This is a genomic window from Oxalobacteraceae bacterium OTU3CINTB1 (genome assembly GCA_024123955.1).
GTDB lineage: Bacteria > Pseudomonadota > Gammaproteobacteria > Burkholderiales > Burkholderiaceae_D > Rugamonas.
Map to the genome: position 1 here is coordinate 712,391 of CP099652.1, position 22,947 is coordinate 735,337.

Here is a 22,947-nt window from a genome sequence, read left to right on the forward strand (position 1 = left end):
GTTATATTTAGTTTCAATCGTGGTTACAACACTAGATACAAAGTTCAGACAATGAAAAAACAGTCCGTGAGCAAATCCAATCTTCCCGCGCTGCGCCGCCTGAGCGCGGGTGCGATGCTGTGCTGCGCGCTCGGCGCCGTGCCGACCACCGGGCTGCTGTGGCCGGCCCTGGCCCACGCCGCCGCCGATGACGCCGCGCTGAACTTTGTCGGCGCCGACATCGAGTCGGTGATCAAGGCCGTCGGCCACTACACCAACATCACCTTCGTCATCGACCCGCGCGTCAAGGGCACGATTACCCTGGTGTCGGAAAAGTCGATCAGCAAGTCTCAGGCGTTCAGCCTGCTGACCTCGGCGCTGCGCCTGCAAGGCTACGCCGTCGTCAGCGGCGACGGCTACGCCAAGGTGGTGCCGGAGGCGGACGCCAAGCTGCAGTCGGGCCCGACCCAGATCGGCTCGGCGCCGACGCAGATCAAGGGCGACCAGATCGTCAGCCAGATCTTCCACCTGAACTACGAATCGGCCGGCAACGTCGTCACCGTGCTGCGGCCGCTCATTTCGCCCAACAACACCATCAACGCCAACCCGGGCAACAACACGGTGGTGATCACCGACTACGCGGACAACCTCAAGCGCCTGGCCAAGATCATCTCCGCGCTGGACGCGCCGGCCACGGCCGACCTCGACGTGATCCCGGTGCGTTACGCCATCGCCAGCGACCTGGCCTCGATGGTCAACAAGCTGATGGATGCGGGCGGCGGCGGTGGCGCGCCGGGCGCCGGCGGCGGTGATGCCGGCCGGGTCAACGTGCTGGCCGATCCGCGCACCAACTCGCTGATCCTGCGGGCGCCGTCGGCGGCCCGCTCCAACCTGGCCAAGTCGCTGATCGCCAAGCTCGACCAGCCGACCCAGGAACTGGGCAACGTCCACGTGGTCTACCTGAAGAACGCCGAGGCGACCAAGCTGGCGCAGACCCTGCGCGCGCTGGTGTCGGGCGACACCTCGTCGACCAACCAGCAGGGCGGCACGGGCACCGGCACCGGCCAGGGCAACCAGGGCGGCCAGAGCAGCAACACCGGCGGCTTCGGCGGCCAGAGCAGCGGCAGCTCGGCCAGCGGCGGCAGCACGGGGCCGACCAATCCTCTGCTGACCGGCAACAACAATTCGCAGCAACAGCCGGGCGGCGGCGGCCAGGCCGGCTATATCCAGGCCGACGCCACCACCAACACCTTGATCATCACGGCGCCGGAATCGGTCTACCGCAACCTGCGCGCCGTCATCGACCAGCTCGACGTGCGCCGCGCCCAGGTCTATATCGAATCGCTGATCGTCGAAGTGACGTCCGACAAGGCCTCCGAGTTCGGCGTGCAATGGCTCGGCGCCACCGGCAATGGCGACTCCAAGTACCGCGTCGGCGGCCTGCAGCAATCGTCGATCGGCGGCACCAACATCAGCAACCTGGCCGGCGCGCTGCTCAACAACAGCAGCGGGACGACGACGCAAATCCCGTCGCTGGGCGGTGGCCTGACGGTGGGCCTGTTCAAGCAGGTCGCCGGCGGCCTCGGCCTGGGCCTGCTGGCGCGCTCGCTGGAGTCCGACGGCAACGCCAACGTGTTGTCGACGCCAAACATGATTACGCTCGACAACGAGCTGGCGACGATCTCGGTCGGCCAGAACGTGCCGATCCTGACCGGTCAGTTCACCACCACGTCCGGCACCAACAGCAATCCGTTCCAGACCATCGACCGCAAGGAAGTGGGCCTGACGTTGAAAGTGCGCCCGCAGATTTCCGAAGGCGGTACCATCAAGCTGGCGATCTATCATGAGACGTCGAGCGTCGACAAATCGACGTTGACGAACACCGCCGGCATTACCATCAACAAGCGGGTGATCGAGAACAATGTGATCGCCGACGACGGCCAGATCATCGTGCTCGGCGGCCTGATCGAGGACACCGAGGGCGACAGCACCGACAAGACGCGCGGCCTGGGCGACATCCCGATCATCGGCAACCTGTTCAAGTACCAGACGCGCAGCCGCAAGAAGACCAACCTGATGGTGTTCCTGCGCCCGGTCGTGATCCGCAACCAGGAGCAGAGCACCAGCCTGGCCACCGACCGCTACGACTACATGCGCTCGTCGCAGGAGGCGATCAAGCCGCCGCAGAGCGTGCTGGTCGAGGATCTGGGCCAGCCGGTGCTGCCGGCGCTGCAAAACGGCGTGCTCAGTGGCGGCGGCGTGGTCGCCAAGCCGATTCCGCAGGCGCCGATTCCACGCGTGCCGGGCCGCGCCGACAATGTGCAGCCGCAACCGCAACCGCAGCAGCAACCCCAGCAGCAACCCCAGCAGTGAGATGAGCCGACGAGATGAGTAATCTTCTACCTTACGCCTTCGCCCGCGACTTCGTCGTGCTGGCGCAGCAGAGCGACGCCGCCGAGCACACGGTGGACGTCATGGTGTGCGGCGCCACGGCGCCGGCCGCCATCGCCGAGGTGTCGCGCCGTTTCGGCCGCATCCAGCTCAAGAGCATGACCCGGGCCGACCTCGAGACCGCCATCGCCACCGCCTATGCCAGCGCAGGCGGCAATGCCTCGATGGTGGCAGACGAGTTCGACGCGGAGCTCGACCTGACCAAGCTCCTGCAGGACGTGCCGGCGATCGAGGACTTGCTCGAATCGTCCGACGACGCGCCGGTGATCCGCATGATCAACGCGCTGCTGACGCAGGCGCTGCGCGACAGCGCCTCCGACATCCACATCGAGCCGTTCGAGCAAACCTCGGTGGTGCGCTTCCGGGTCGACGGGTCGCTGCGCGACATCGTGCGCCCGCGCAAGGCGATCCACGGCTCGCTGATCTCGCGTATCAAGATCATGGCGCAGCTCGACATCGCCGAGAAGCGCCTGCCGCAGGACGGCCGCATCACCTTGCGCATCGGCGGCAAGCCGGTCGACGTGCGCGTCTCGACCCTGCCGACCGGGCATGGCGAGCGCGCCGTGCTGCGTCTGCTGGACAAGGAGGCCGGCCGCCTCGACCTGAACCACCTGGGCATGAGCGAAACCATGCTGCCCAAGTTCGATGCCCTGATCAACCAGCCGCACGGCATCGTGCTGGTGACCGGGCCGACCGGCTCGGGCAAGACCACGACGTTATATGCGGCGCTGTCGCTGCTCAACGCGGCCACCACCAACATCATGACGGTGGAAGACCCGATCGAGTACGACCTGAACGGCGTTGGCCAGACCCAGGTCAACCCGCGCATCGACATGACCTTCGCCAAGGCGCTGCGCGCGATTTTGCGCCAGGACCCGGACGTGATCATGATCGGCGAGATCCGCGACCTGGAAACGGCGCAGATCGCCGTGCAGGCCTCGCTGACCGGTCACCTGGTGCTGGCGACCCTGCACACCAACGACGCCGCCGCCGCCGTCACACGCCTGCTCGACATGGGGATCGAACCGTTCCTGCTGTCGTCGTCGCTGCTGGGGGTGCTGGCGCAGCGGCTGGTGCGCAAGCTGTGCGGCCACTGCAAGAGTTTCGACGGCCAGTTGTGGCACGCGGTCGGCTGCGAGCACTGCGGCCACACCGGCTACCAGGGCCGGGTCGGCGTCTACGAATTCCTGGAGACGACGGAGCAGATCCGCGCCCAGATCCACAACCGCGCCTCGGAGGCCGAAGTCAAAGCGGCCGCCATCGGCAGCGGCATGCAAACCATGCGCGACGACGGCGAGCGTTGGCTGGCCGCCGGCATCACCACGCAGGCCGAGTTGCTGCGCGTGACCAAAGACTAGGCCGACAACGATGCCCGCATTCCGCTATGAAGCCGTCGACGCCGGCGGCGCCACCAAAAAAGGCGTGCTCAACTCCGACAGCGCGCGTTCGGCGCGCTCCGAGCTGCGCACGCTGGGGCTGGTGCCGCTGAAGGTCGACGCCATCGCCGCGCAGATCGACGCCGCCGGCGTGGCCAAGAGCCGCGGCTTCGGCGAACGGCTGTCGACCACCGAGCTGGCGCTGTTCACGCGTCAGCTGGCCAGTTTGCTCGAAGCCGGCCTGCCGCTGGAGCAAGCCTTCACCGCGCTGCTGGAACAGGCCGAGCGTCCTTACATGCGCGACCTGATCGCCTCGATCCGCTCGGAGGTGATCGGCGGCGCCGCGCTGTCGGACGTGCTGGGACGCCATCCGCGCGACTTCGCCGAGATCTACCGCGCGCTGGTCGCCTCGGGCGAACAGATCGGCCAACTGTCGCGCGTGCTCTCGCGCCTGGCCGACTACATCGAGCGCCGCAACGCGCTGGTGCAAAAGGTGCGGCTGGCGTTCACCTACCCGGCCATCGTCACCGTGGTGGCGTTCTCGATCGTGATCTTCCTGCTGACCTATGTGGTGCCGCAGATCGTTTCCGTGTTCGCCAACACCAAGCAGAAGCTGCCGGTGCTGACCATCGTCATGCTGGCCGTGTCCGACTTCGTGCGCAACTACGGCATCGTGGTCGCGATCCTGCTGGTGGGAGCGTGGTTCATGTGGCGCCGGGCGCTGCAGAACCCGGTGCTGAAGCGCCGCTGGCACACCTGGCTGCTGACGGCGCCGCTGTACGGCAAGTTCGAGCGCAGCCTGAACACGGCGCGCTTCGCCAGCACCTTGGCGATCACCACCGGCTCCGGCGTGCCGATTTTGCGCGCGCTGGAAACCAGCCGCGACACCTTGTCCAATGTCGCCATGAAGGAGCTGGTCGAGGAGGCCAGCGACGCCGTGCGCGAGGGCGTGAGCCTGGCGCGCTCGCTGTCGGCGCAAAAGCATTTTCCGCCGATGCTGATCCACATGATCCGCGCCGGCGAGATCACCGGCGAGCTGCCGGCCATGCTGGACCGCGCGGCCTCCGCGCAGGAGGCCGATCTGGAGCGGCGCACCCTGACCATCGCCGGCCTGCTGGAGCCGGCGCTGATCCTGGCGATGGGCGTGGTGGTGCTGCTGATCGTGCTGGCGGTGCTGATGCCTATCATCGAAATCAATCAGCTGGTACGCTGACAAGGGAAGTTATGAAGCATGAATCTATGAAGCGTTTGCCACTGGTCGGCAGCGTGCTGGCCGTGGTGCTGCTGTCGGTGTCGCTGGCGTACTGGGGCTTGCAGTTGTTCAAGCCGCCGCAGCGCGCGATCGCCGCGCCGCCGCCGCCGCCACCGATGGCGCTCAACCTGGACGCCGCCAAGGGCCTGTTCGGCGGCCAGATCTCGGTCGCCGCCGCCAGCAACTATCAGCTCAAGGGCGTGGTCGCTTCGAGCGGTGTCGGCAGCGCCGCCATCCTGGCGGTCGACAACAAGCCGGCGCTGGCGCTGGGAATCGGCAAGGAAGTGGTGCCGGGCGTGACCGTCAAGGAGGTGCATCCGAAGTATGTGCTGCTGTCCGAGGGCGGCGCCATCAAGCGCATCGATTTGCCGAGCGACGCCGGCGCCACCAGTTCGGCGGGGCCGGCCGGCGGCCAGCCGTACCAGTCGATGCAGCCGATGCAGCAGGGATCGCCACCGCCGGCGCCCGTGCCGCCGCCATCGCCCGCGATGCAACCGGCTCCCGCGATGCAACCGGCGCCGGCGATGCAGCCAACGCCGCAGCAGCAACAGCAGCAACAGCAGCAACAGCAGCAGAATCCGCCGCGCTCCAGCAGCTCATCGACCACCATCGCGCCCGTTCCCGGCTTCGACCGTCAACAATAAGAGAGGCTTATGGTTATCGCCCGCTCCCTGGCCGCAGCTGTTTGCTGCGGCTTTTTCTTGTCCATCGCGATGGTCGGCGCCTCGGCGCAGTCGCCCGTCCACCCGAACGCCGCCTCGGTGGCGCCGGCCGCCGCCCCGCCGCCGCCCGCCGATGCCGCGGCCAAGTCGCGTCCCAAGGTCGCGCTGGTGCTGTCCGGCGGCGGCGCGCGCGGCTTCGCCCACATCGGCGTGCTGCGCGCGCTGCAGGAGTTGCGCATCCCGGTCGATTTCGTCGTCGGCACCAGCATGGGCAGCGTGGTCGGCGGCGCCTTCGCCGCCGGCAGCTCGGTCGAGCAGCTCGAGCAACTGGTTCGCCGCACCGACTGGAACGCGGTGGTGGCGGACCGCCCGCCGCGCGACCAGCTGGTGTACCGCCGTCGCGAGGAGGATTTGCTGCTGCCGTCGCGCATCGAGCTGGGCGCCCGCATGGACGGGGTCACCTTGCCGCCGGCCGCCGCCGGCAACGAGGCGCTGGAGCTGGCGTTGACGCAGGTGCTGCCGCACGGCGCGCGCGACAAGCCGGTCGATCTGCTGCAACTGCCGTTCCGCTCGGTCGCCTCGGACCTGGTCACCGGCGAGCTGGTGGAGCTGCGCGACACGCCGCTGTTCCTGGCCATGCGCGCCTCGCTGGCCGTGCCGGGCGTGTTCGCCCCGGTGCGCGTCGGCCAGCGCTTGCTGGTAGACGGCGGCCTGGTGCGCAACCTGCCGGTCGACGTGGCGCGCGAGATGGGCGCCGACATCATCATCGCCGTCAACGTCGGCACCCCGCTGGCGCAGGAGAAGGAACTGGTCAGCGCGGTCAGCGTGGCGCAGCAGATGCTGCAGATCCTGACCGAGCAGAACGTCCAGCGCTCGCTCAAGGAGCTGCGCCCCGGCGACATTTTGCTGGCGCCGGACCTGGGCGGCATCGGCTTCCTCGATTTCGGCAGCCACGACCGCGCGATGAAGGAGGGCGAGGCGGCGGTGCGGTCGATGAGCGACAGGCTGGTGCAATTGGCGCTGCCGGAGGCGCAGTACGCCGCCTATGAAACCAGCCGCCTGTCGGCGCCGGTGCCGATCGACCAGCCGGTGCGGCTGGCCAAGCTGGAGGTGGCGCCGAGCGGACGTATCAACCCTCAGGCGCTGGCCGTGCAATCGGGGCTCAAGGTCGGCCAAATGATCACCAGCGAACAGGCGCAGCGCGCCGGCAACCAGCTGTTCGGACGCGGCGACCTGGCGCGCGTGGAAACCGAGATCCGCGACGACCAGGACGGCCGCAGCGTGTTGATCAAGCCGACCGAGGCCGACTGGGCGCGCAGCCGCCTGCGCATCGGCTTGGAATTGAACAGCGACTTCACCGACAACAACGCTTATCAGCTCAAGGTCATGCATGTGCTGTCGTCGCTCAACGACTGGGGCGCGGAGTTGCGCACGGTTGCCCGGGTCGGCACCGAGCGCGTCATTGGCACGCAGTGGTGGCAGCCGCTGGGGGCGGGGTCCCAGTGGTATGCGGCGCCGGAGTTGCAGTACGGTTCGTCGGCGCTCGACGTCTTCGATGCCTCCGGCTTCCGCCAGGCGCGCCTTGGCTACAACGCCAAGACCGTGTCGATGGCGCTGGGCCGCCAGTTGGGCAACTGGGGCGACTTGCGCTACACCGCGTCGCGGCAGACGGTCACGTCCCAGCGCACCATCCCGCACGACCCGCGCGAGGTGCGCGAGGCGCAAAACGTTAGCGCGCTGTCGTTCAATATCGACAGCCTGGACACGGTGGCGTTCCCCACGCGCGGCACCTTGTTCAATGTCGAATTGCAGCGGCTGATGACGCGCGGACGCGACGGTCCGGTGCCGGCGCGGCAAAGCGTGCAGGCGTTGAAGGCGTTCAGCTTCGGCAGCTGGGCCGGCCATGTGTATGGCGAGTGGGCACGCAACCAGGGCGGCGCCTCGCAATCGACCCTGGGCGGCTTCCTGCGGCTGTCGGGCACGACCACCGATTCGGTCATGGGCAGCCGCACGGTGCTGGGCCGCGTGGTGATGGCCAAGCGGATCGGCGTGATGCCGACCGCGCTGGGCGGCGACGTGCGGCTGGGCTTTTCGCTGGAGACCGGCGCCGCCTATGGACCAGACAACCCGCTCAAGGTGGGATCGCTGAAGCACGCCGCCAGCGGCTTCGTGTCGGTGGACACACGCTTCGGGCCGCTGTACTTCGGCTCCGGCGCCACCAAGTCGGGGGATAGCAGCATGTATCTGTTCCTAGGGCCGATCTGGTGACGGCCTGGGCCGGCTGAGGCGGCCCAGGCCAAGGCGAAACTTACGACAGCAGCGCCCGCTGTGGGGAGGCGGTCAACGTCGGCGACGGCCGCCGGGGGGCCTTGCTTTGGACCGTCGCGCCCGCGTGCAGTTTAAAGACGCCGACCACCTCGGACAGGGTGTTGGCCTGCTCCTGCAGCGAACCGGCCGCCGCCGCCGCCTCCTCCACCAGCGCCGCGTTGGCCTGGGTTACGCCGTCCATCTCGGAAATCGCGGTGTTGATCTGTTCGATGCCCGCCGTCTGCTCGACGCTGGCCGAGGCGATTTCGGAGACGATGCCGCTCACCCGGGCGATCGAGTCGACGATGTCTGCCATCGTCGCGCCGGCCTGGTCGACCAGCCTGGCGCCGGCGTCGACCTGCTCGACCGAATCGTCGATCAGGGTCTTGATTTCCTTGGCCGCCGCCGCCGAGCGCTGCGCCAGGTTGCGCACCTCCGACGCCACCACCGCGAAGCCGCGCCCCTGCTCGCCGGCGCGCGCGGCCTCGACCGCCGCGTTCAGCGCCAGGATGTTGGTCTGGAAGGCGATGCCGTCGATGACGCCGATGATATCGACGATTTTTTTCGATGACGCGTTGATCGACGCCATCGTATTGACCACCTGGGCCACCACCGAGCCGCCTTGGGCCGCGACGCCCGACGCCGAGATCGCCAACTGGTTGGCCTGGCGCGCGCTGTCGGCGTTTTGCTTGACGGTGCTGGTCAGCTCTTCCATCGACGACGCCGTTTCCTCCAGCGCGCTGGCCTGCTGTTCGGTGCGCGACGACAGGTCGAGGTTGCCGGTGGCGATCTCGGTCGCGCCGGCGTTGATGGAATCGGTGCAATCGCGCACCTGGCCGACCACTTGCACCAGGCTGTCGCGCATGGTCTTCATCGCATGCATGACGCTGCCGCCGTCGCCGGCCTTGACGCGCACATCGACCATCAGGTCGCAGTTGGCGATGCGCCCGGCGATATCGCTGACCTCGCCGGGCTCGCCGCCGAGTTGTTTGAGCAGGCCGCGCGTGATCCATACGGTGAGCCCGCCGGCCAGGGTGAGGGCGACGAGCAGCAGCGCCGTAATCGCCCGCACGCTGCCGACGTGGCGCGCTTGCGCGATTCCGTGCACGTCTTTGACCGCGCCATTGTTATAGGTGGCCAGCGCGTCGATCTTTTTGCCCAATTCATCGAAGGACTTGCCGGACACCTCGCGCGCCTGCGTCGCCAGCTCGGCGTTGGCCTGGCCGAGGCTGGCGCGGGCGCTGGTCAGGGTTTTCGCGTGTTCGGCATAATACAGCTCGATTTGCCGGGTCAGATCGGCAAACGCTGCGCGCTCCGCATCGTTGTCGATACGGCGGGCGTAGTCCTGCACGTTCTCCTGCACTTCCGCACGGTACTCCTGTGCGGCTTTTTCCTCGTCCTGGAGCTGTTTTTCATTTTGCGCAAGTGTATAGTTGAGTTCGCTTTCGCGGACATTATTCATGTCGTCATTAATATCGTTGATGATATTCATGCTCGGCAGCGCATCCTCCACCAGGCTGGTTTCAACATCGCTCATATTGTTCAGCTGATAAATCGCGAAAATGCCGATGATCACGCTTATGACGAGCCCGCTTCCAGCGATCATCCCGATACGCTTGCCGACCGATACACTGGTAATTGAAATCACAATAATCCTTTCCGCTTGATACGAATGAATGAGTATGCTTTTAAAAAGCAAGTTTTAAACCGATGGTCGCCTGCCGGCTATGGACGCCGTTGAATTGCGCGCCGATGGAAGTATCGAAAACCAGGCGATCCGGAACAACGGTCCAGCGAGCGGCGAGCTGCGCCCATGGCGCCGCCCTGTCGTCACCGAAGATTTCGCCCATCAGGTCGACCGGGCCGGCGGCGTTGCGCCGCTCCAGCGCCAGCGCCCAGATCGTTTTGCCGCCATGGGAAGACGGCGTGCGGACCCAGCCGGCATTGGCGTGGGCCAGCCAGTGCTCGTGCGGCACGCTGAGCACCGCCTTGATTTCCGTCGCTTCGTGGCGCATGTGGTCGACGTGGTTGCCGCCAAGCACCGAATAGGCGATGGCGATGCCGGCCTGCTGATCCGTCAGCGCGCGCAGCGCGGTTTTCCCGCTGAGCGCCGCGATCGTCACATGGCCGGGATAGGTTTTTTCCCTGCCGGCGCCGGCATTGATTTGCGTATCAAAACCGGTGCCACAGCCTAATTGCCCCCATTGCAGGTTGAGTCTGGGCCGGCCAAGACGTGCGATATAGCTTTCCAGTTCACACGCGCCCGCGTCCAAGACCGCGGCATCTTCCGTTACCAGCGGACGCCCGGCCCAAGCCGCCGGCGTGTGTAACGAGAACGCTGCGAGCGCGGCCGCGCACGAAGCGATACGCGCCGATTTCAAGAATATAAATAATATCGGACTGTTATTCTTGAACATATAAAAAATTGAAATTTTATGCAAGATGGCCATGCCGTTAATTACCGACTTAATGCCATCCAATCTGCAAGTTAATGATGTGGCGATGCGCCTTCGAATAAAGCGAAGGTACAGGATCAGTTGCAGGTTTTAAATAAATTTCTTGCGGAATTTATTTAATCGACATTGGAATGGCGATATTTTGTAGGGGAGGAGCAACATCTGGGATGCAGGGTGGGTCAGCCGGCAGTCGAGCCCGCTGAGCGCGTGAAGCGCGGTAAAGGGACGGATGGGGTCAGCCCTTGGCGGGCGCCCGCCGCAGCGCCGTGAAGGCGGCGAATTCCCATGAGCGGAAGCCGACCAGCAGGGTAAAGCCGTCGCGCTCCTGCGGCGCCAGCTTGCGGTCGCCCTGGTGCAGCCGCGCCAGTTCGCCGGCCAGCTGCTGGATGCGGCCGACCAGCTCCTGCGCGCTCGGCAGCGACAGCCGCGCGGGCAGGCACAGCAAGGTCTCGCCGGCGCCGTCGAAGCTGCCGCCGAAATAGTCGTTGACCGCGTGCTCGCGGAAAAATTGCTGCACCGGGCCGTCCGGCAGCCATCTAAAGGCGTTCGACACGCGCAGGCGGTAGCGGTTCATCGGTTTGAGTTCGATCACGCCCAGGCGGTCCAGCTCGGCCAGCAGCATGATGCATTCGGGTTCGGTCAGGTCGTAGGTTTCCAGCACCTGCTCCAGGGTCCAGTGGCCGAGGCAGCAGATCGCCATCAGCAGCAGATGCGGCTGCGCCAGCAGCGACTTTTCCTGGGTCAGGGTCAGCGCGTCGGCCTGCGGCGTGGCGTCAGCGGCGCCGCGCAGCACGTCCTCCATCGCCACCCCGGCCGCCTTGCAGATCTGCGCCAGCCGCGACAGCGACATGTCCTGCTGGCCGAACATGCGCTTGACGCTCGATTCGCTCATCGCGATGCGCTCGGCAAGCATTTTGTAGGTGACGCCGGCGGCCCGCATCTGGGTCCGCAGTACCTGCAACAGCAATTCTGGTGAACTCATGGATACCTTGACAAATCGGCTAGACAGCACGCGAAAGGTATCGTAGCACGGTACTTGCCGTGCTGAAAAGCAGTTCTTGGAACAATCAATTAGTACAACGGGAGGATGTGGAGGACGATGGCGTCATTCCCCGAGAGCGGGCGCCACCACAGGCGCCCGTCGACGGTTTCACAGATCTGCCCACAGCGCTATTTCACAGATCTTCCGGGTCCGGCTTGAGCTTGGCCTTCGCCAACAGCCGCTTGGCGGCCTGGCGCTCGGACGCCACCGGTTTGGCGTGCGGACCGGCGCCCCCGGCGCGCGCCTTGGCCGCCAGCGCCACCGGATTGCGCGGCGGCTTTTGCGACGGTTCGACGCGGATCGTCATCTTCTGCCGCGTCGACAAGGCCTTGTTCGCCATCGCCGCCTCCCTCTTTACAGCACGTAGCGCGACAGGTCTTCGTTGACCGCCAGCGCGTCGAGTCGCTCGTTGACGTAGGCCGCGTCGATGGTGATGACCTTGCCGCCGTCCTCGCTGGCGGTGTACGACAGTTCCTCCAACAGCTTTTCCATCACCGTGTACAGGCGACGCGCGCCGATGTTCTCGGTGCGCTCGTTAACCGAGTAGGCGATCTCCGCCAGGCGCGTGATGCCTTCCGGCGCGAACTCGATCTTGACGTTCTCGGTCGCCAGCAGCGCCTCGTACTGCTTGGTCAGGCAGGCGTCGGTGCTGGTGAGGATGCGCTCGAAATCGGCGATCGACAGCGACTCCAGTTCGACCCGGATCGGGAAGCGGCCCTGCAGCTCCGGGATCAGGTCGGACGGCTTGGCCAGGTGGAAGGCGCCCGACGCGATGAACAGGATGTGGTCGGTGCGGATCATGCCGTACTTGGTGTTGACGGTGGTGCCCTCGACCAGCGGCAGCAGGTCGCGCTGCACGCCGGCGCGCGAGACGTCGGCGCCGCCCACTTCCGAGCGCGAGGCGATCTTGTCGATCTCGTCGAGGAAGACGATGCCGTTCTGCTCGACGTTCTGGATGGCCTTCTGCTTCATCTCGTCGTCGTTGACCAGCTTGGCGGCTTCCTCGTCGATGAGGAACTTCATCGCCTCCTTGATCTTGACCTTGCGCGCCTTTTTGCGGGCGCCGCCGATGCCCGAGAACATCGACTTGATCTGCTCGGTCATTTCCTCCATGCCGGGCGGGGCCATGATTTCCATTTGCGGGCCGGCCTCGGCCAGTTCCAGCTCGATCTCTTTATCGTCGAGCTCGCCCTGGCGCAGGCGCTTGCGGAAGGTCTGGCGCGTGGCGTCGCCGGCCTGCGGCGCGTCCGACGGCGTCGATTGGTGGAAGCCGAAATCGCGCGCCGGCGGCAGCAGGATGTCGATCACGCGGTCCTCGGCGGCGTCCTCGGCGCGGGCGCGCACCTTGGCCATCTCGGCCGAACGGGTTTGCTTGACGCCGATGTCGATCAGGTCGCGGATGATGGTGTCGACGTCGCGGCCCACATAGCCGACCTCGGTGAACTTGGTGGCCTCGATCTTGATGAACGGCGCGTCGGCCAGCTTGGCCAGGCGGCGCGCGATCTCGGTCTTGCCGACGCCGGTCGGGCCGATCATCAGGATGTTCTTGGGCGTGATCTCGTGGCGCAGCGGCTCCTCGACCTGCTGGCGGCGCCAGCGGTTGCGCAGCGCGATCGCGACCGCCTTCTTGGCCTTGCCCTGGCCGACCACGTGCTTGTCGAGTTCGCCGACGATTTCATGGGGAGTCATGTTCATGCTGGTTCCAGTGTTTCAACGATGTGATTCAAGTTGGTGTAGATGCACAGCTGCCCCGCGATCGTCAGTGACTTTTTGACAATCTCGGCAGGCGACAGTTCAGTGTTTTCCACCAAAGCCTTGGCGGCGGACTGGGCGTAGGTGCCGCCCGAACCGATGGCGCCGACGCCGTCCTCGGGCTCGAGCACGTCGCCGTTGCCGGTGATCACCAGGGTCGACTCGTGGTCGGCCACCAGCAGCATCGCCTCCAGGCGGCGCAGCACGCGGTCGGTGCGCCAGTCCTTGGCCAGTTCGACCGAGGCGCGCAACAGATTGCCCTGGTGTTTTTCCAGCTTGCCTTCAAAGCGGTCGAGCAGGGTGAAGGCGTCGGCGGTGCCGCCGGCGAAGCCGACCAGGACCTTGCCCTGGTAGACCTTGCGCACCTTGCGGGCCGTGCCCTTCATGACGATGTTGCCCAACGTGACCTGGCCGTCGCCGCCGAGGGCGACGTCTTTGCCGCGGCGCACGCACAGGATGGTGGTACCGTGAAATTGTTCCATATTGACCTCAAAGTAATGACGCGAACTGCTTCAAGACTGAAAAGTGGGGCTGGAAAGCGGAATTGCAAGTTAGTACAAAACCAGTACTTATGCCTAGTACTTATGCGGATAGAGCCGGGCGATGTCGCCGTAGCCGAGTAATCTTAACAGGGCCGTGACCAGATGGTTCACGTCGCGGAATTCGATTTTGCGGCCCCCGGCGGCGAGCGGCTGCAGGCAGGCGTGCAGGCCGATGGCGGCCGGGTAGTCGATGCGCAGCAGCCGCGAGCAATCGAACACGATGGCCTGGTATTGCCCGGCGTACTGCGCGATGGCCGGCAGCAGCGGGCCGAGCTGGCTTTCCATGATTGGCGGCAACATGAAACGGTCGGGCGACGCCGGCGCCCGCTGGGCCGGCGCCATCGCCACCTGGTGCGGGGCGGCGAACGACGGCGGCGACACCTCGAAGGTGACGCAATAATCCATGGCGGTTTCCTCGAATTCCTTTTCGCGGTTGAGCAGTTGCAGCAGCTCGAGCAGCAGCAGCCACGGCCCTTCGGTGTCGTCGGGGCGGCCGATGGCGATGCCGGCGCGGATCTGCGCGGCCAGTTCGGCCGCGCCCACCAGGATCAGTTCGCGCCGGCGGTCCTGCAGGCGGCGCAGCGTGTCGAGCAGCAGCCAGCAGGCCGTGGCTTCGATGTCGGTGACGCGGTGGAATTCCAGCCGCAGCACCGGATGCGCGTCGGCCAGCCGCAGCAGGTCTTCGAGCCGGCCGGCGATGTGCTCGCCGAGCACGCCGCTGAAGGTGGTGGTGGGCGTCACGCCGGCCCAGCCGGGCGAGGCGGCCGCCAGCCCGGCCGCCGCGCTCCACGACGGCGGCGAGGTTTCGAAGGTGGTGACGTAATCGATGGCCAGGTTGTCGAAGCGCTCGCGCCGGCCGTCGGCCTGGTACAGGTCGAACAGCATCCACCAGACGGTACGGTCCTGGCTGGCGCCGACGCTGTCGGTCAGCATCTGCTCGGCGGCCGCGCTTTGGCCGTTGGCGTAGAGGATGGCGATTTCCTCGACCACCGGCGCGGTCTGCGCCGCCACCGCCGCCTCCGGCAAGTCGTCGTCGCCCAGCAGCAGGGTGGTGGGGAGGTCGGCCGGCGCCTCGGTGTCGGGGCCGCCGTCGTTGCGGGTGCTGGCGGGTTTGGCGGGTTCGGCTGAGGGGGCGGATTTGGGCGCGCGCGGGCCGCTGCCCCAGGCCGGTTCCGGCTGGTTGAAGATGTCGAACGCCATCGCCGATTCGATGGCGTCGATTTTCATGGCGGTGGCGCGGGCGATCTCGCGCTGGCGCGCCTGCTGGTGCTGGCGCGCGGTTTCGCTTTTGGCGGCCAGCCGCGCGGCGTCGTCGTCGCCAAGCGGATCCGGCGCCTGGTCCGGGCGCGGCGGATCGGGTTTTTTGAATAGCGAAAACAGTCCCACGCTTTCCTCGTTGTCGTCGGCGCTGGCCGTGTCAGCTTAGTGTAGCGGAAGGGAAAGGGGTTTTCGTGTTACGGATGGGAAGGGTGCGTAGAAAGCAGGCAAAAAAAGCACGTAAAAAAGCACGCGGCGAGCGCGTGCTTTCTGGCTTGGCGGCGGCCGGCCGCAGGGGCCGGCCGGCGGGATCAGTCGCCGTACAGTTTTTGTTTCAGTTCGCGGCGCTGTTGCGCTTCCAGCGACAGGGTGGCGGTCGGACGGGCGATCAGGCGCGGGATGCCGATCGGCTCGCCGGTTTCCTCGCACCAGCCATAGTCGCCGCCGTCGATGGCGACGATCGACTGCTGGACTTTTTTCAGCAGCTTGCGCTCGCGGTCGCGGGTGCGCAGTTCCAGCGCGTGTTCCTCTTCGATCGTGGCGCGGTCGGCCGGGTCCGGTACGAGCACGGTTTCGCGCAGGTGTTCGGTGGTTTCGCCGGCGTTTTTCAGCAGCTCTTTTTCAAGGGCTTGCAGCTTTGCTTTGAAAAATGCCATTTGCGCCGGATTCATGTAATCCTTTTCATCCATCTTCAGAATTTCTTCTTCGGTCAGGACGCGGTCGGCGGCGGCGGGGGTCGATTTATTAGTTTTGGTCATAACTTCGCTTACCTTCGATACGACAGAGTTTTCAAATTAATCAGCCCGGATTTCGTGGCGCTTGCTGTGACAGTTTAGTGACAAATTGCCATCCCCACAAAACCCGGATAGTTTATACCAGACATTGTTCCAAACCGCTAATAAAGATGTCTTTTGGCAGATTTTTACCAATAAACACCATTTTGCTGCCGCGAACGTCGTTTTCTCCCCATTTCGCGCCCAGATCGCTGCCCATGATCTGGTGCACGCCCTGGAACACCACCTTGCGGTCGGCGCCCTGCATCAACAATACGCCTTTGTAGCGCAGCATGCGAGGACCATAGACATTTACCAGCCCGCCAAGGAATTCGTCCAGCTTGGCGGTGTCGAACGGGCGTGTACTTTTGAACACAAACGCGGCGATGTCATCGCTGTGGTGGCCGTGATGGTGGTTGTGGTCGTGGCCTTCATGGCCATGATCGTGGCCATGATCGTGGCCGCAGTGCTCGTCGTGCACATGGTCGTCGTCGTGGGCCTGGTCGGTCGCCAGGAAATCGGGGTCCAGCTCCAGCTTGTCGTTCAGGTTGAAGCCTTTGAGGTCCAGCACGTCGCTCAGCGGGGCGCGGCCGAAATCGGCCTTGCCGATCGGCGCGCGCGGATTGATGCGCTTGAGGCGGGCGGTCAGGGTCGCCAGCTCGTCCTCGGTGACCAGGTCGGTCTTGGAGAGCAGCATCTTGTCGGCGAACCCGACCTGGCGCTGCGCTTCCTCGTGCTGGTCCAGCTGGTCCATGGCGTGGCGGGCATCGACCACGGTGACCACCGCATCGAGCATATAGTGAGTGCCCACTTCCTCGTCGACGAAGAAGGTTTGCGCCACCGGTCCCGGATTGGCCAGGCCGGTGGTTTCGATGACCACGCGGTCGAAGTGAAGTTCACCCGCGGCGCGCTTTTGCGCCAGCCCGGTCAGCGCCACGATCAGGTCGCCGCGCACCGTACAGCAGATGCAGCCGTTGTTCATTTCGACGATCTGTTCGCCGCTATCCTGAACCAGGATTTCGTTGTCGATGTTTTCCTGCCCGAACTCGTTCTCGATGACGGCGATGCGCATGCCGTGCTGTTCTTGCAAGATGCGATTGAGCAACGTGGTCTTGCCGGCGCCAAGGAAGCCGGTCAGGATGGTGGTGGGGATCAATTCCATGTTCAAGCAGCCTGAGTCTGGTGGTCGGGAACCCTATATGGGGCTCTACAGCAAAAATGCAATCGGCCGATTATGCCGGAATTTCAATTGTGCCAGCAATTGGTCCGATTGAGCGGCGTCAGTACGGACTGGATTTAGACGCTGTTGCGCCGCTATTTCACTTTGGCGCGCGGGTGGGCCTTGTCGTAGACCTCGGCCAGATGCTGGAAATCGAGCGCCGTATAGACCTGCGTCGAGCTGATGCTCGAATGGCCCAGCATTTCCTGCACCGCCCGCAGGTCGCCCGACGATTGCAGCACGTGCGAGGCGAAGGAATGGCGCAGCATGTGCGGATGCACGTGCACCGGGGCGCCGCCGGCCACGCCGTGGGCCTGCAGACGCTGCTGGATCACGCGCGGCGAGACCCGGGTGCCTCGGGTGCTGACAAACAGCGCGTTGCCGCCGTCGACCGGCGCCGGGCGCGCGGCGATCCACGCCGCCAGCGCCTCGAGCGCGGCGGCGCCCACCGGCACCACGCGGCGCTTGTCGCCCTTGCCGGTGACGATCACTTCGCGGTTGTCGAGATCGACCCAGCCTAGCGCCGCCTTGCCGGCGGTCAGGTCGAGGCCGGCCAGTTCGGACACGCGCAGGCCGCTGGAATACAACAGTTCGAACATCGCGCGGTTGCACAGGTCGGCCGGTTCCGAGCCGGCGCCGGCGCGCGGCGTGGGCGGCGCCACCAGCCGCACCGCGTCGTCGACCGACAGCGCGCGCGGCAATGTCTTGGCGCGTTTGGGCGCGCGCACCCCTTGGACCGGGTTGGCGGACAGCGCGATCCGGTCGCCGAGCCAGCCGAAAAATCCGCGCCAACTGGACAGTTTGCGCGCGATAGAGCGCGGATCGAGGTCTTTTGCGTGCAGTTTGGCGGTCAGCCGGCGGATCAGGAAATGATCGATCGCCTGCCAGTCGTGGCCGTCCGACAGCGCGGCCAGTTCCTGCAAGTCGCGCGCGTAGGCGGCGGTGGTGTGCCCCGAGAGCTTGCGCTCGGTGCACAAATAGCCGAGGTAGGCATCGATCCAGGCCAGCTTGCTGTCCGGTTCGGCGCCCATGGTGTCGCCCCTCAGGCCAGCAGCCAGGCCAGCGCGGTGCTGGAGGTTTCGCCGATGTGGACCAGGAAGTCGGTCGCCATCAGCGAGGTGAAGCGCGCCGGGTCGGCCGAGCCCAGGATCAGCAGGCCGAAGGCGTTCTTGTTGCCCGGCTTGCGCAGCGGGATGATCACGGTGGAGGTGATGCCGGTGGCGTCGTCGAGCCAGCGCACCGCCTCGAAATCCTTGTTGGTGCCGCAGTAGGGCGCCATCAGGCTGTTGGCGAACAGGCGCGCGTCCTCGGTCACGCCTTTGACGAACCATTCGCCGTCGTACTCGCGCTCGGTGTCCCAGATGCGCAACGTTACCTGCGGCACGTCGAACGCCGACTTCAGGCCGCTAACCACCGAGTGTGGCATGGAGCCCACATCTTCGGCCTCCAGCAGCACCTTGGTCCAGCGGTGGAATTTGTTGGCGATGGCTTCGTTTTCGGAAGCCAGGCGCATCAGGTTGCTCATGCGCAGTTCCAGCGCCTTGTACTTATCGCGCATCACTTCCATCTGCCGCTCCTGCAGCGAGACGGCGCGGCCGGTGATGGGGCTGGCCAGTTTGATTTCACCGAGCAAGTCAGCGTGTTCTTCGAAGAAGTGCGGGTGGTCTGTCAGGTACTGCGCGACAAGTGTGGAATCCAGTGGGACGGTCATGGGTACTCTATCTGCAAAGTTGGGGCTAGTCACACATTTTAACCGACGCGCGGCGTTGTACTAAACGAAAAGCACGCGAAAAAAAACGGACAAGGTTGCCCTTGTCCGTATCCCCAACGTCACACCAGCGGTTCTTGCCGACCGCGAGGTTTAGAAGTTGTGATGTATGCCGAGACTGTAGAAATTAAACGTCGCGGCAGGGGTGATTTTTTTGCGGGCCGCATCGACGTACAGATAGGTGCGGGCCGACAGGTTGTAGTCGTAACCGATCGAGACCTGTTTGGTCTTGGCGATGTTCGGATTGTTGGCCTGGTTGTCCGGTTTTTTCTGGCCGTAACCGGCGCGTATCATGCCGGCGCCGATGGTGTAGTTGGCACCGACCAGCCATGCCTTGGTTTCAGGATTGATCAGGACGCTTTCTTCCTGGTCCTGCTTTTGGTAGGAGCCCATCAGCTTCAAGTCCGGGATCGGCTTGAACGATGCGCCGACCGACCACAGCTTGGTGTCGACGGCGTTGCGCTCGTAGGCGCCGTAGGCGGCGAACGGGCCGCTGGTGGCGGTCGCGCTCAGCGAGTACGGCACTGCGGCGGCCTTGCTATTGGCCGGGAACTGCGGCGCCAGCGTGGTGCCGCGGCCAATGATGACCGGGTTGTTGTTGGCTTCCTTGGAGGCCACCGTGGCGTTCAGCTGGAAGATGCCGGCGATCACGGGCGTGTTGTAGAACACGGCGTTGGAGAAGCGGTTGGCCGAGTTGCCAGCCGCGCTCAGCGGATCGCTGGTGTAACCGGCCACTTGCAGGTCGGTCTGGTAGCCGGCCGTGGCCGGCATGCCTGCCCACGGCTCGAAGGCGGTGCTGGTTTCCTGGAACGCGGTCAGGCCGCGGCCGATGCGCACGGTGCCGAAGCCGCCCTGCAGGCCGACCCGGCTCTGGCCCTGGAACAGGGGGCGGGTGGTGTTTTCGATCACGCCGGTGTCCGGCTCGTAGCGGATCTCCAGCTGGAACAGGGCCTTGAGGCCGTTGCCCAGGTCCTCGACGCCGCGGAAACCCAGTTTGTTGTTGTCGCGTTTGCCAACCATGGTGGAGGTGTTGCCGGAGTTGGTGCGCTTGGAAAGGCCTGCATCCAGAGTGCCATAAATGGCGACGGACGATTGCGCGGATGCAGCGCCGAACGCGCCCATGAGTGCCACGGTCACTAAAGATTTTTTGATCATTTGAGTTATTCCTTTTCAGAGAAAATCGTACAAAGGTCTAATGCTTTCCGGCCGCTTCATGTTCCCCGGTTGGATCGAACCTTAAAGGCTGACCGCTACAAACGCGCTGGAATGGTCGGCTATGGCGGCTTGTTTGTGTCAAAAGCAGGTGAATCGCGGCTTCCTGTTGTATTTTCGAAACGCTCGACCGGTGCTCCGTCAGCCGCCCGCTTGGCCCTTGTCGTTACAGGGTCTAACCTGCTGTTTGTGCATTATTTCTTTTCATGAAAGCATCAAAACAGTTCCAGCGTACAGGGGCGGCAGTGGGTTCGAGCTTGTGGCAGATCAAGCGCCCGCGCATTATGTCTAGGGTGTGGCGTCGATGGCACGCTACACTTGAAGGCTCATGGTGACCCGGCCGCCTGGCAACGGCGCCGCTGCACCGCCCGCTTCGATAAATCACATTCATAGTGAGACGATGGCAAATCGAGAAGAGTTAGGGATCATACGGGGCGCCCGCGCCGGAGACGCGGTCTGCCAGTTAGCGTTGGGGAAGCTGTATCTGTTTGGTGGCGCCAGTCTTCCGTTGAGCTTGCCGACGGCGCTGCACTGGCTCAACCGCGCCGCGCTGCAGGACCAGGATGAAGCCTGGATGCTGATCGGCAGCTACGTCCCCTTCGAACACGCACAACATTGCCTTCCAGCCGTGCTGTCCTGGTACGACCGCGCGTATGACGCCGGTGTCCAGCAAGCCGGTGTGGTGCTCGCGCAACTGGTGCTGAACCAGTCGGCGCCGCCCGACGCCGCCCAGCTTCCCCATCACGCCCAGCTGCGCGACAAGGCGCTGCAGGCGCTCGACACGGCCGCCCGCTCCGGCTCGGTGGAGGCGCAGTGGCTGCTGGCCCAGCAGGGTGGCGCGCCGGCGGCCAACGCGGCGCAGGCGTCGGCGCCGCCGTCCGCGCGCGCCGGCCGTGGCCCGCGCCCGCCTGCCAACCGGACCGGTGCGCGTCCGCCGTGGGCGCACACGGCCGACTACGGCATGGCGGCCCACTATGCGATGCTCGACGAGGCCTGGCATGGCGACCGCGACGTGTTTTTACAACGCGCGATGCCGTCGCTGCGCAAGTTGCTGGCCGAGGCACCGTGCGACGCCGAGGCGGCGCGGGCGGCCGACTGGCCGCTCGGCGCGCAACAACTGACGTTGCTTTCGCGCTGCGCCAGCCTGCTCGACAGCGCGCCGGGGGGCGAGGCCGGGTATGAGGCTGGGTACGCGGCCCGATACCAGGCCGAACTGCGGCAATGCCGCGAGCTGGCCGCACACGGTGGCGAGCGCTGCGCTCAGCTGGCGCTGGGGCTGTGGTTCGCGCGCATGGACAGCGAGGGCAAGCGGCAAACCAGGGGCATCGCCGCCGTCAACTTCAAGCGGGCGATACGCTGGCTGACCCTGGCCGGCGAGCAGGGCCTGGCCGACGCCTGGTTCGCGTTGTCGCGCATTTATCTGAAGCCGGAATTCTCGCAGCGTTGCGTGGCCGAAGCGCAAGCCTATCTGGAGCGGGCGGCGGAGATGGGGCATTGCGGCGCCCAGCTCGAATGCGGCATGTATGCCTGGCGCAACCGCCGCAACGACGAGAACAGCGACGTGCGCGCGGTCTACTGGCTGCAAAAGGCGGCGGCGCAGGGCTGCGACGAGGCCGACGCGGCATTGGAGCGGATCGCGCAATCGCCCAAGGAGTCGGGCTGGACGGAAAGCATCGCCGGCTGCGTCACGCGCGAGCTGACGGTCAGCCAGCCATTGCTGGCGGCGCGGCTGGAGCTGGCCGAGTTGTTTGGATTGAGCCGGGCCGAGGCGCTGCTGCTCGATGTCAAGGCGGCCGACCAGGGGCATTGCCTGGTGGTCGATATCCGCGCCAGCTACGGGCGCAGCAAGCGGCGGTTGATTTTGCTGCGCACGGCCCGCGAGCGCCAGGCGCTGGACCGCATCAGCCGCCTGTTCGACGCGGTCGATGGCGGGCCGGATGGCCCGGAAGGCAATTACCGCCAGCGCTTGTACCGACTCAAGACGTGGCTGCCGGCGGCCGATGGCGACGATTTATTGGCCGCGTAATTAAATTTCCATCTCGCCTTCGAACACCGTCACGGCCGGGCCTGTCAACAGCACCGGCTGGCCTTCGCCCGCCCAGCTGATCGACAACTGGCCGCCGCGCGCGTCGACCCGCACCGGGCTGTCGAGCAGGCCGCGCGCAATGCCGGCCACCGCCGCCGCGCAGGCGCCGGTGCCGCAGGCCAGCGTCTCGCCGACGCCGCGCTCGAACACGCGCAGCTTGATGTGGCCGCGATCGACGATCTGCATGAAGCCGGCATTGACCCGGTTCGGGAAGCGCGGGTTGTGCTCGATCAGCGGACCGGTCAGCTCCACCGGCGCCGCGTCGACGTCGTCGACCACCTGCACCGCGTGCGGATTGCCCATCGACACGGCGGAGATCAGCACGCTTTCCTTGGCGCCCGCCAGCTCCAGCACCAGCGGCCACACGGTGGCGCCGCCGTGGCGTTCACCCTGCAAGCCTTCGGCGTCGAACGGCACGCGCGGCGCGTCCAGCACCGGCGGGCCCATGTCCACGGTGATGCTGCCGTCGGCCTCGAGCCGCGGCGCGATCACGCCGGACCTGGTTTCCACCTTGATGCTCTGCTTGTCGGTCAGCCCTTTTTCCGAGACGAACTTGACGAAGGCGCGCGAGCCGTTGCCGCACTGTTCCACTTCGCCGCCGTCGGCGTTGAAGATGCGGTAGCGGAAATCGACGTCCGGCTGGACGGATTTTTCCACCAGCAGGATCTGGTCGGCGCCGACGCCGAAGCGGCGGTCGCCCAGCAGCTTCCATTGCGCCGCCGTCAGGTCGATCTTCTGGTTGATGCCGTCGATGACCACGAAGTCATTGCCGGCGCCGTGCATTTTGGTGAATTTGAGTTTCATCGTCGGTCT

Annotated in this window: 18 protein-coding genes and 2 pseudogenes; 6 read left to right on the plus strand and 14 right to left on the minus strand. The window is 65.5% G+C overall.

The window, feature by feature from the left end; translation table 11 throughout:
• Nucleotides 1-51 precede the first annotated feature (51 nt).
• Genes gspD through NHH73_03120 form a run of 5 tightly spaced genes read left to right on the plus strand, consistent with a single transcriptional unit; the run spans nucleotide 52 to nucleotide 7,988 of the window.
• Nucleotides 52-2,352 carry a type II secretion system secretin GspD gene (gspD, locus tag NHH73_03100; GenBank protein USX27305.1) on the plus strand — a complete coding sequence of 767 codons (2,301 nt, stop codon included), beginning with the start codon at nucleotides 52-54 and terminating at the stop codon, nucleotides 2,350-2,352.
• Nucleotides 2,353-2,366: 14 nt separating this feature from the next.
• Nucleotides 2,367-3,788 (plus strand): type II secretion system ATPase GspE, encoded by a 1,422-nt coding sequence (gspE, locus tag NHH73_03105; GenBank protein ID USX27306.1) that lies wholly within the window; start codon nucleotides 2,367-2,369, stop codon nucleotides 3,786-3,788.
• 10 nt (nucleotides 3,789-3,798) lie between these two features.
• On the plus strand, nucleotides 3,799-5,019 hold the full coding sequence (gspF, locus tag NHH73_03110) for a type II secretion system inner membrane protein GspF (GenBank protein ID USX27307.1): 1,221 nt from the start codon (nucleotides 3,799-3,801) through the stop codon (nucleotides 5,017-5,019).
• 26 nt (nucleotides 5,020-5,045) lie between these two features.
• Complete coding sequence (locus NHH73_03115) at nucleotides 5,046-5,702, plus strand: hypothetical protein (protein ID USX27308.1); 657 nt, start codon at nucleotides 5,046-5,048, stop codon at nucleotides 5,700-5,702.
• Nucleotides 5,703-5,711: 9 nt separating this feature from the next.
• A complete protein-coding gene (locus NHH73_03120; GenBank protein ID USX27309.1) occupies nucleotides 5,712-7,988 on the plus strand; it encodes a patatin-like phospholipase family protein in 2,277 nt (758 codons plus the stop codon).
• A gap of 40 nt (nucleotides 7,989-8,028) precedes the next feature.
• On the opposite strand, the pseudogene NHH73_03125 reads toward NHH73_03120, so the two are convergent.
• The 13 genes and pseudogenes from NHH73_03125 to NHH73_03185 form a co-directional block, all read right to left on the minus strand.
• Nucleotides 8,029-8,994: pseudogene (locus NHH73_03125) on the minus strand (methyl-accepting chemotaxis protein).
• Between the two features lie 195 nt (nucleotides 8,995-9,189).
• A pseudogene (locus NHH73_03130) lies at nucleotides 9,190-9,633 on the minus strand (MCP four helix bundle domain-containing protein).
• An 82-nt stretch (nucleotides 9,634-9,715) separates the two neighbouring features.
• The gene (locus tag NHH73_03135) at nucleotides 9,716-10,477 is read right to left on the minus strand and encodes a hypothetical protein (protein ID USX27310.1); all 762 of its coding nucleotides are present in this window, start codon (nucleotides 10,475-10,477) and stop codon (nucleotides 9,716-9,718) included.
• A gap of 241 nt (nucleotides 10,478-10,718) precedes the next feature.
• The gene (locus NHH73_03140; protein USX27311.1) at nucleotides 10,719-11,465 is read right to left on the minus strand and encodes a helix-turn-helix transcriptional regulator; all 747 of its coding nucleotides are present in this window, start codon (nucleotides 11,463-11,465) and stop codon (nucleotides 10,719-10,721) included.
• A gap of 193 nt (nucleotides 11,466-11,658) precedes the next feature.
• Nucleotides 11,659-11,865, minus strand: coding sequence for a hypothetical protein (locus tag NHH73_03145; GenBank protein ID USX27312.1), 207 nt, complete (start codon nucleotides 11,863-11,865; stop codon nucleotides 11,659-11,661).
• Between the two features lie 14 nt (nucleotides 11,866-11,879).
• A complete protein-coding gene (gene hslU / locus NHH73_03150) occupies nucleotides 11,880-13,220 on the minus strand; it encodes an ATP-dependent protease ATPase subunit HslU (protein USX27313.1) in 1,341 nt (446 codons plus the stop codon).
• Nucleotides 13,217-13,759, minus strand: coding sequence for an ATP-dependent protease subunit HslV (gene hslV, locus NHH73_03155; GenBank protein ID USX27314.1), 543 nt, complete (start codon nucleotides 13,757-13,759; stop codon nucleotides 13,217-13,219). The genes hslU and hslV overlap by 4 nt, the downstream gene beginning before the upstream one ends.
• Nucleotides 13,760-13,852: 93 nt before the next feature.
• A complete protein-coding gene (locus NHH73_03160) occupies nucleotides 13,853-15,205 on the minus strand; it encodes a hypothetical protein (protein ID USX27315.1) in 1,353 nt (450 codons plus the stop codon).
• A gap of 182 nt (nucleotides 15,206-15,387) precedes the next feature.
• Nucleotides 15,388-15,834 (minus strand): RNA polymerase-binding protein DksA, encoded by a 447-nt coding sequence (gene dksA / locus NHH73_03165; protein USX27316.1) that lies wholly within the window; start codon nucleotides 15,832-15,834, stop codon nucleotides 15,388-15,390.
• 112 nt (nucleotides 15,835-15,946) lie between these two features.
• Nucleotides 15,947-17,011 (minus strand): GTP-binding protein, encoded by a 1,065-nt coding sequence (locus NHH73_03170; protein USX27317.1) that lies wholly within the window; start codon nucleotides 17,009-17,011, stop codon nucleotides 15,947-15,949.
• A gap of 152 nt (nucleotides 17,012-17,163) precedes the next feature.
• Nucleotides 17,164-18,099, minus strand: coding sequence for a tyrosine recombinase XerC (locus NHH73_03175; protein ID USX27318.1), 936 nt, complete (start codon nucleotides 18,097-18,099; stop codon nucleotides 17,164-17,166).
• 11 nt (nucleotides 18,100-18,110) lie between these two features.
• Entirely contained in the window at nucleotides 18,111-18,779 is a 669-nt protein-coding gene (locus NHH73_03180; GenBank protein USX27319.1) for a DUF484 family protein, read from the minus strand.
• Nucleotides 18,780-18,929: 150 nt separating this feature from the next.
• Nucleotides 18,930-19,988, minus strand: a complete 1,059-nt coding sequence (locus tag NHH73_03185; GenBank protein USX29773.1) for a porin — start codon at nucleotides 19,986-19,988, stop codon at nucleotides 18,930-18,932.
• A 460-nt stretch (nucleotides 19,989-20,448) separates the two neighbouring features.
• Between NHH73_03185 and NHH73_03190 the strand changes: the two genes are divergently transcribed.
• Nucleotides 20,449-22,074 carry a hypothetical protein gene (locus NHH73_03190; GenBank protein USX27320.1) on the plus strand — a complete coding sequence of 542 codons (1,626 nt, stop codon included), beginning with the start codon at nucleotides 20,449-20,451 and terminating at the stop codon, nucleotides 22,072-22,074.
• On the opposite strand, the gene dapF is transcribed toward NHH73_03190, so the two are convergent.
• Nucleotides 22,075-22,938, minus strand: a complete 864-nt coding sequence (dapF, locus tag NHH73_03195; protein USX27321.1) for a diaminopimelate epimerase — start codon at nucleotides 22,936-22,938, stop codon at nucleotides 22,075-22,077.
• Between the last annotated feature and the right edge of the window lie 9 nt (nucleotides 22,939-22,947).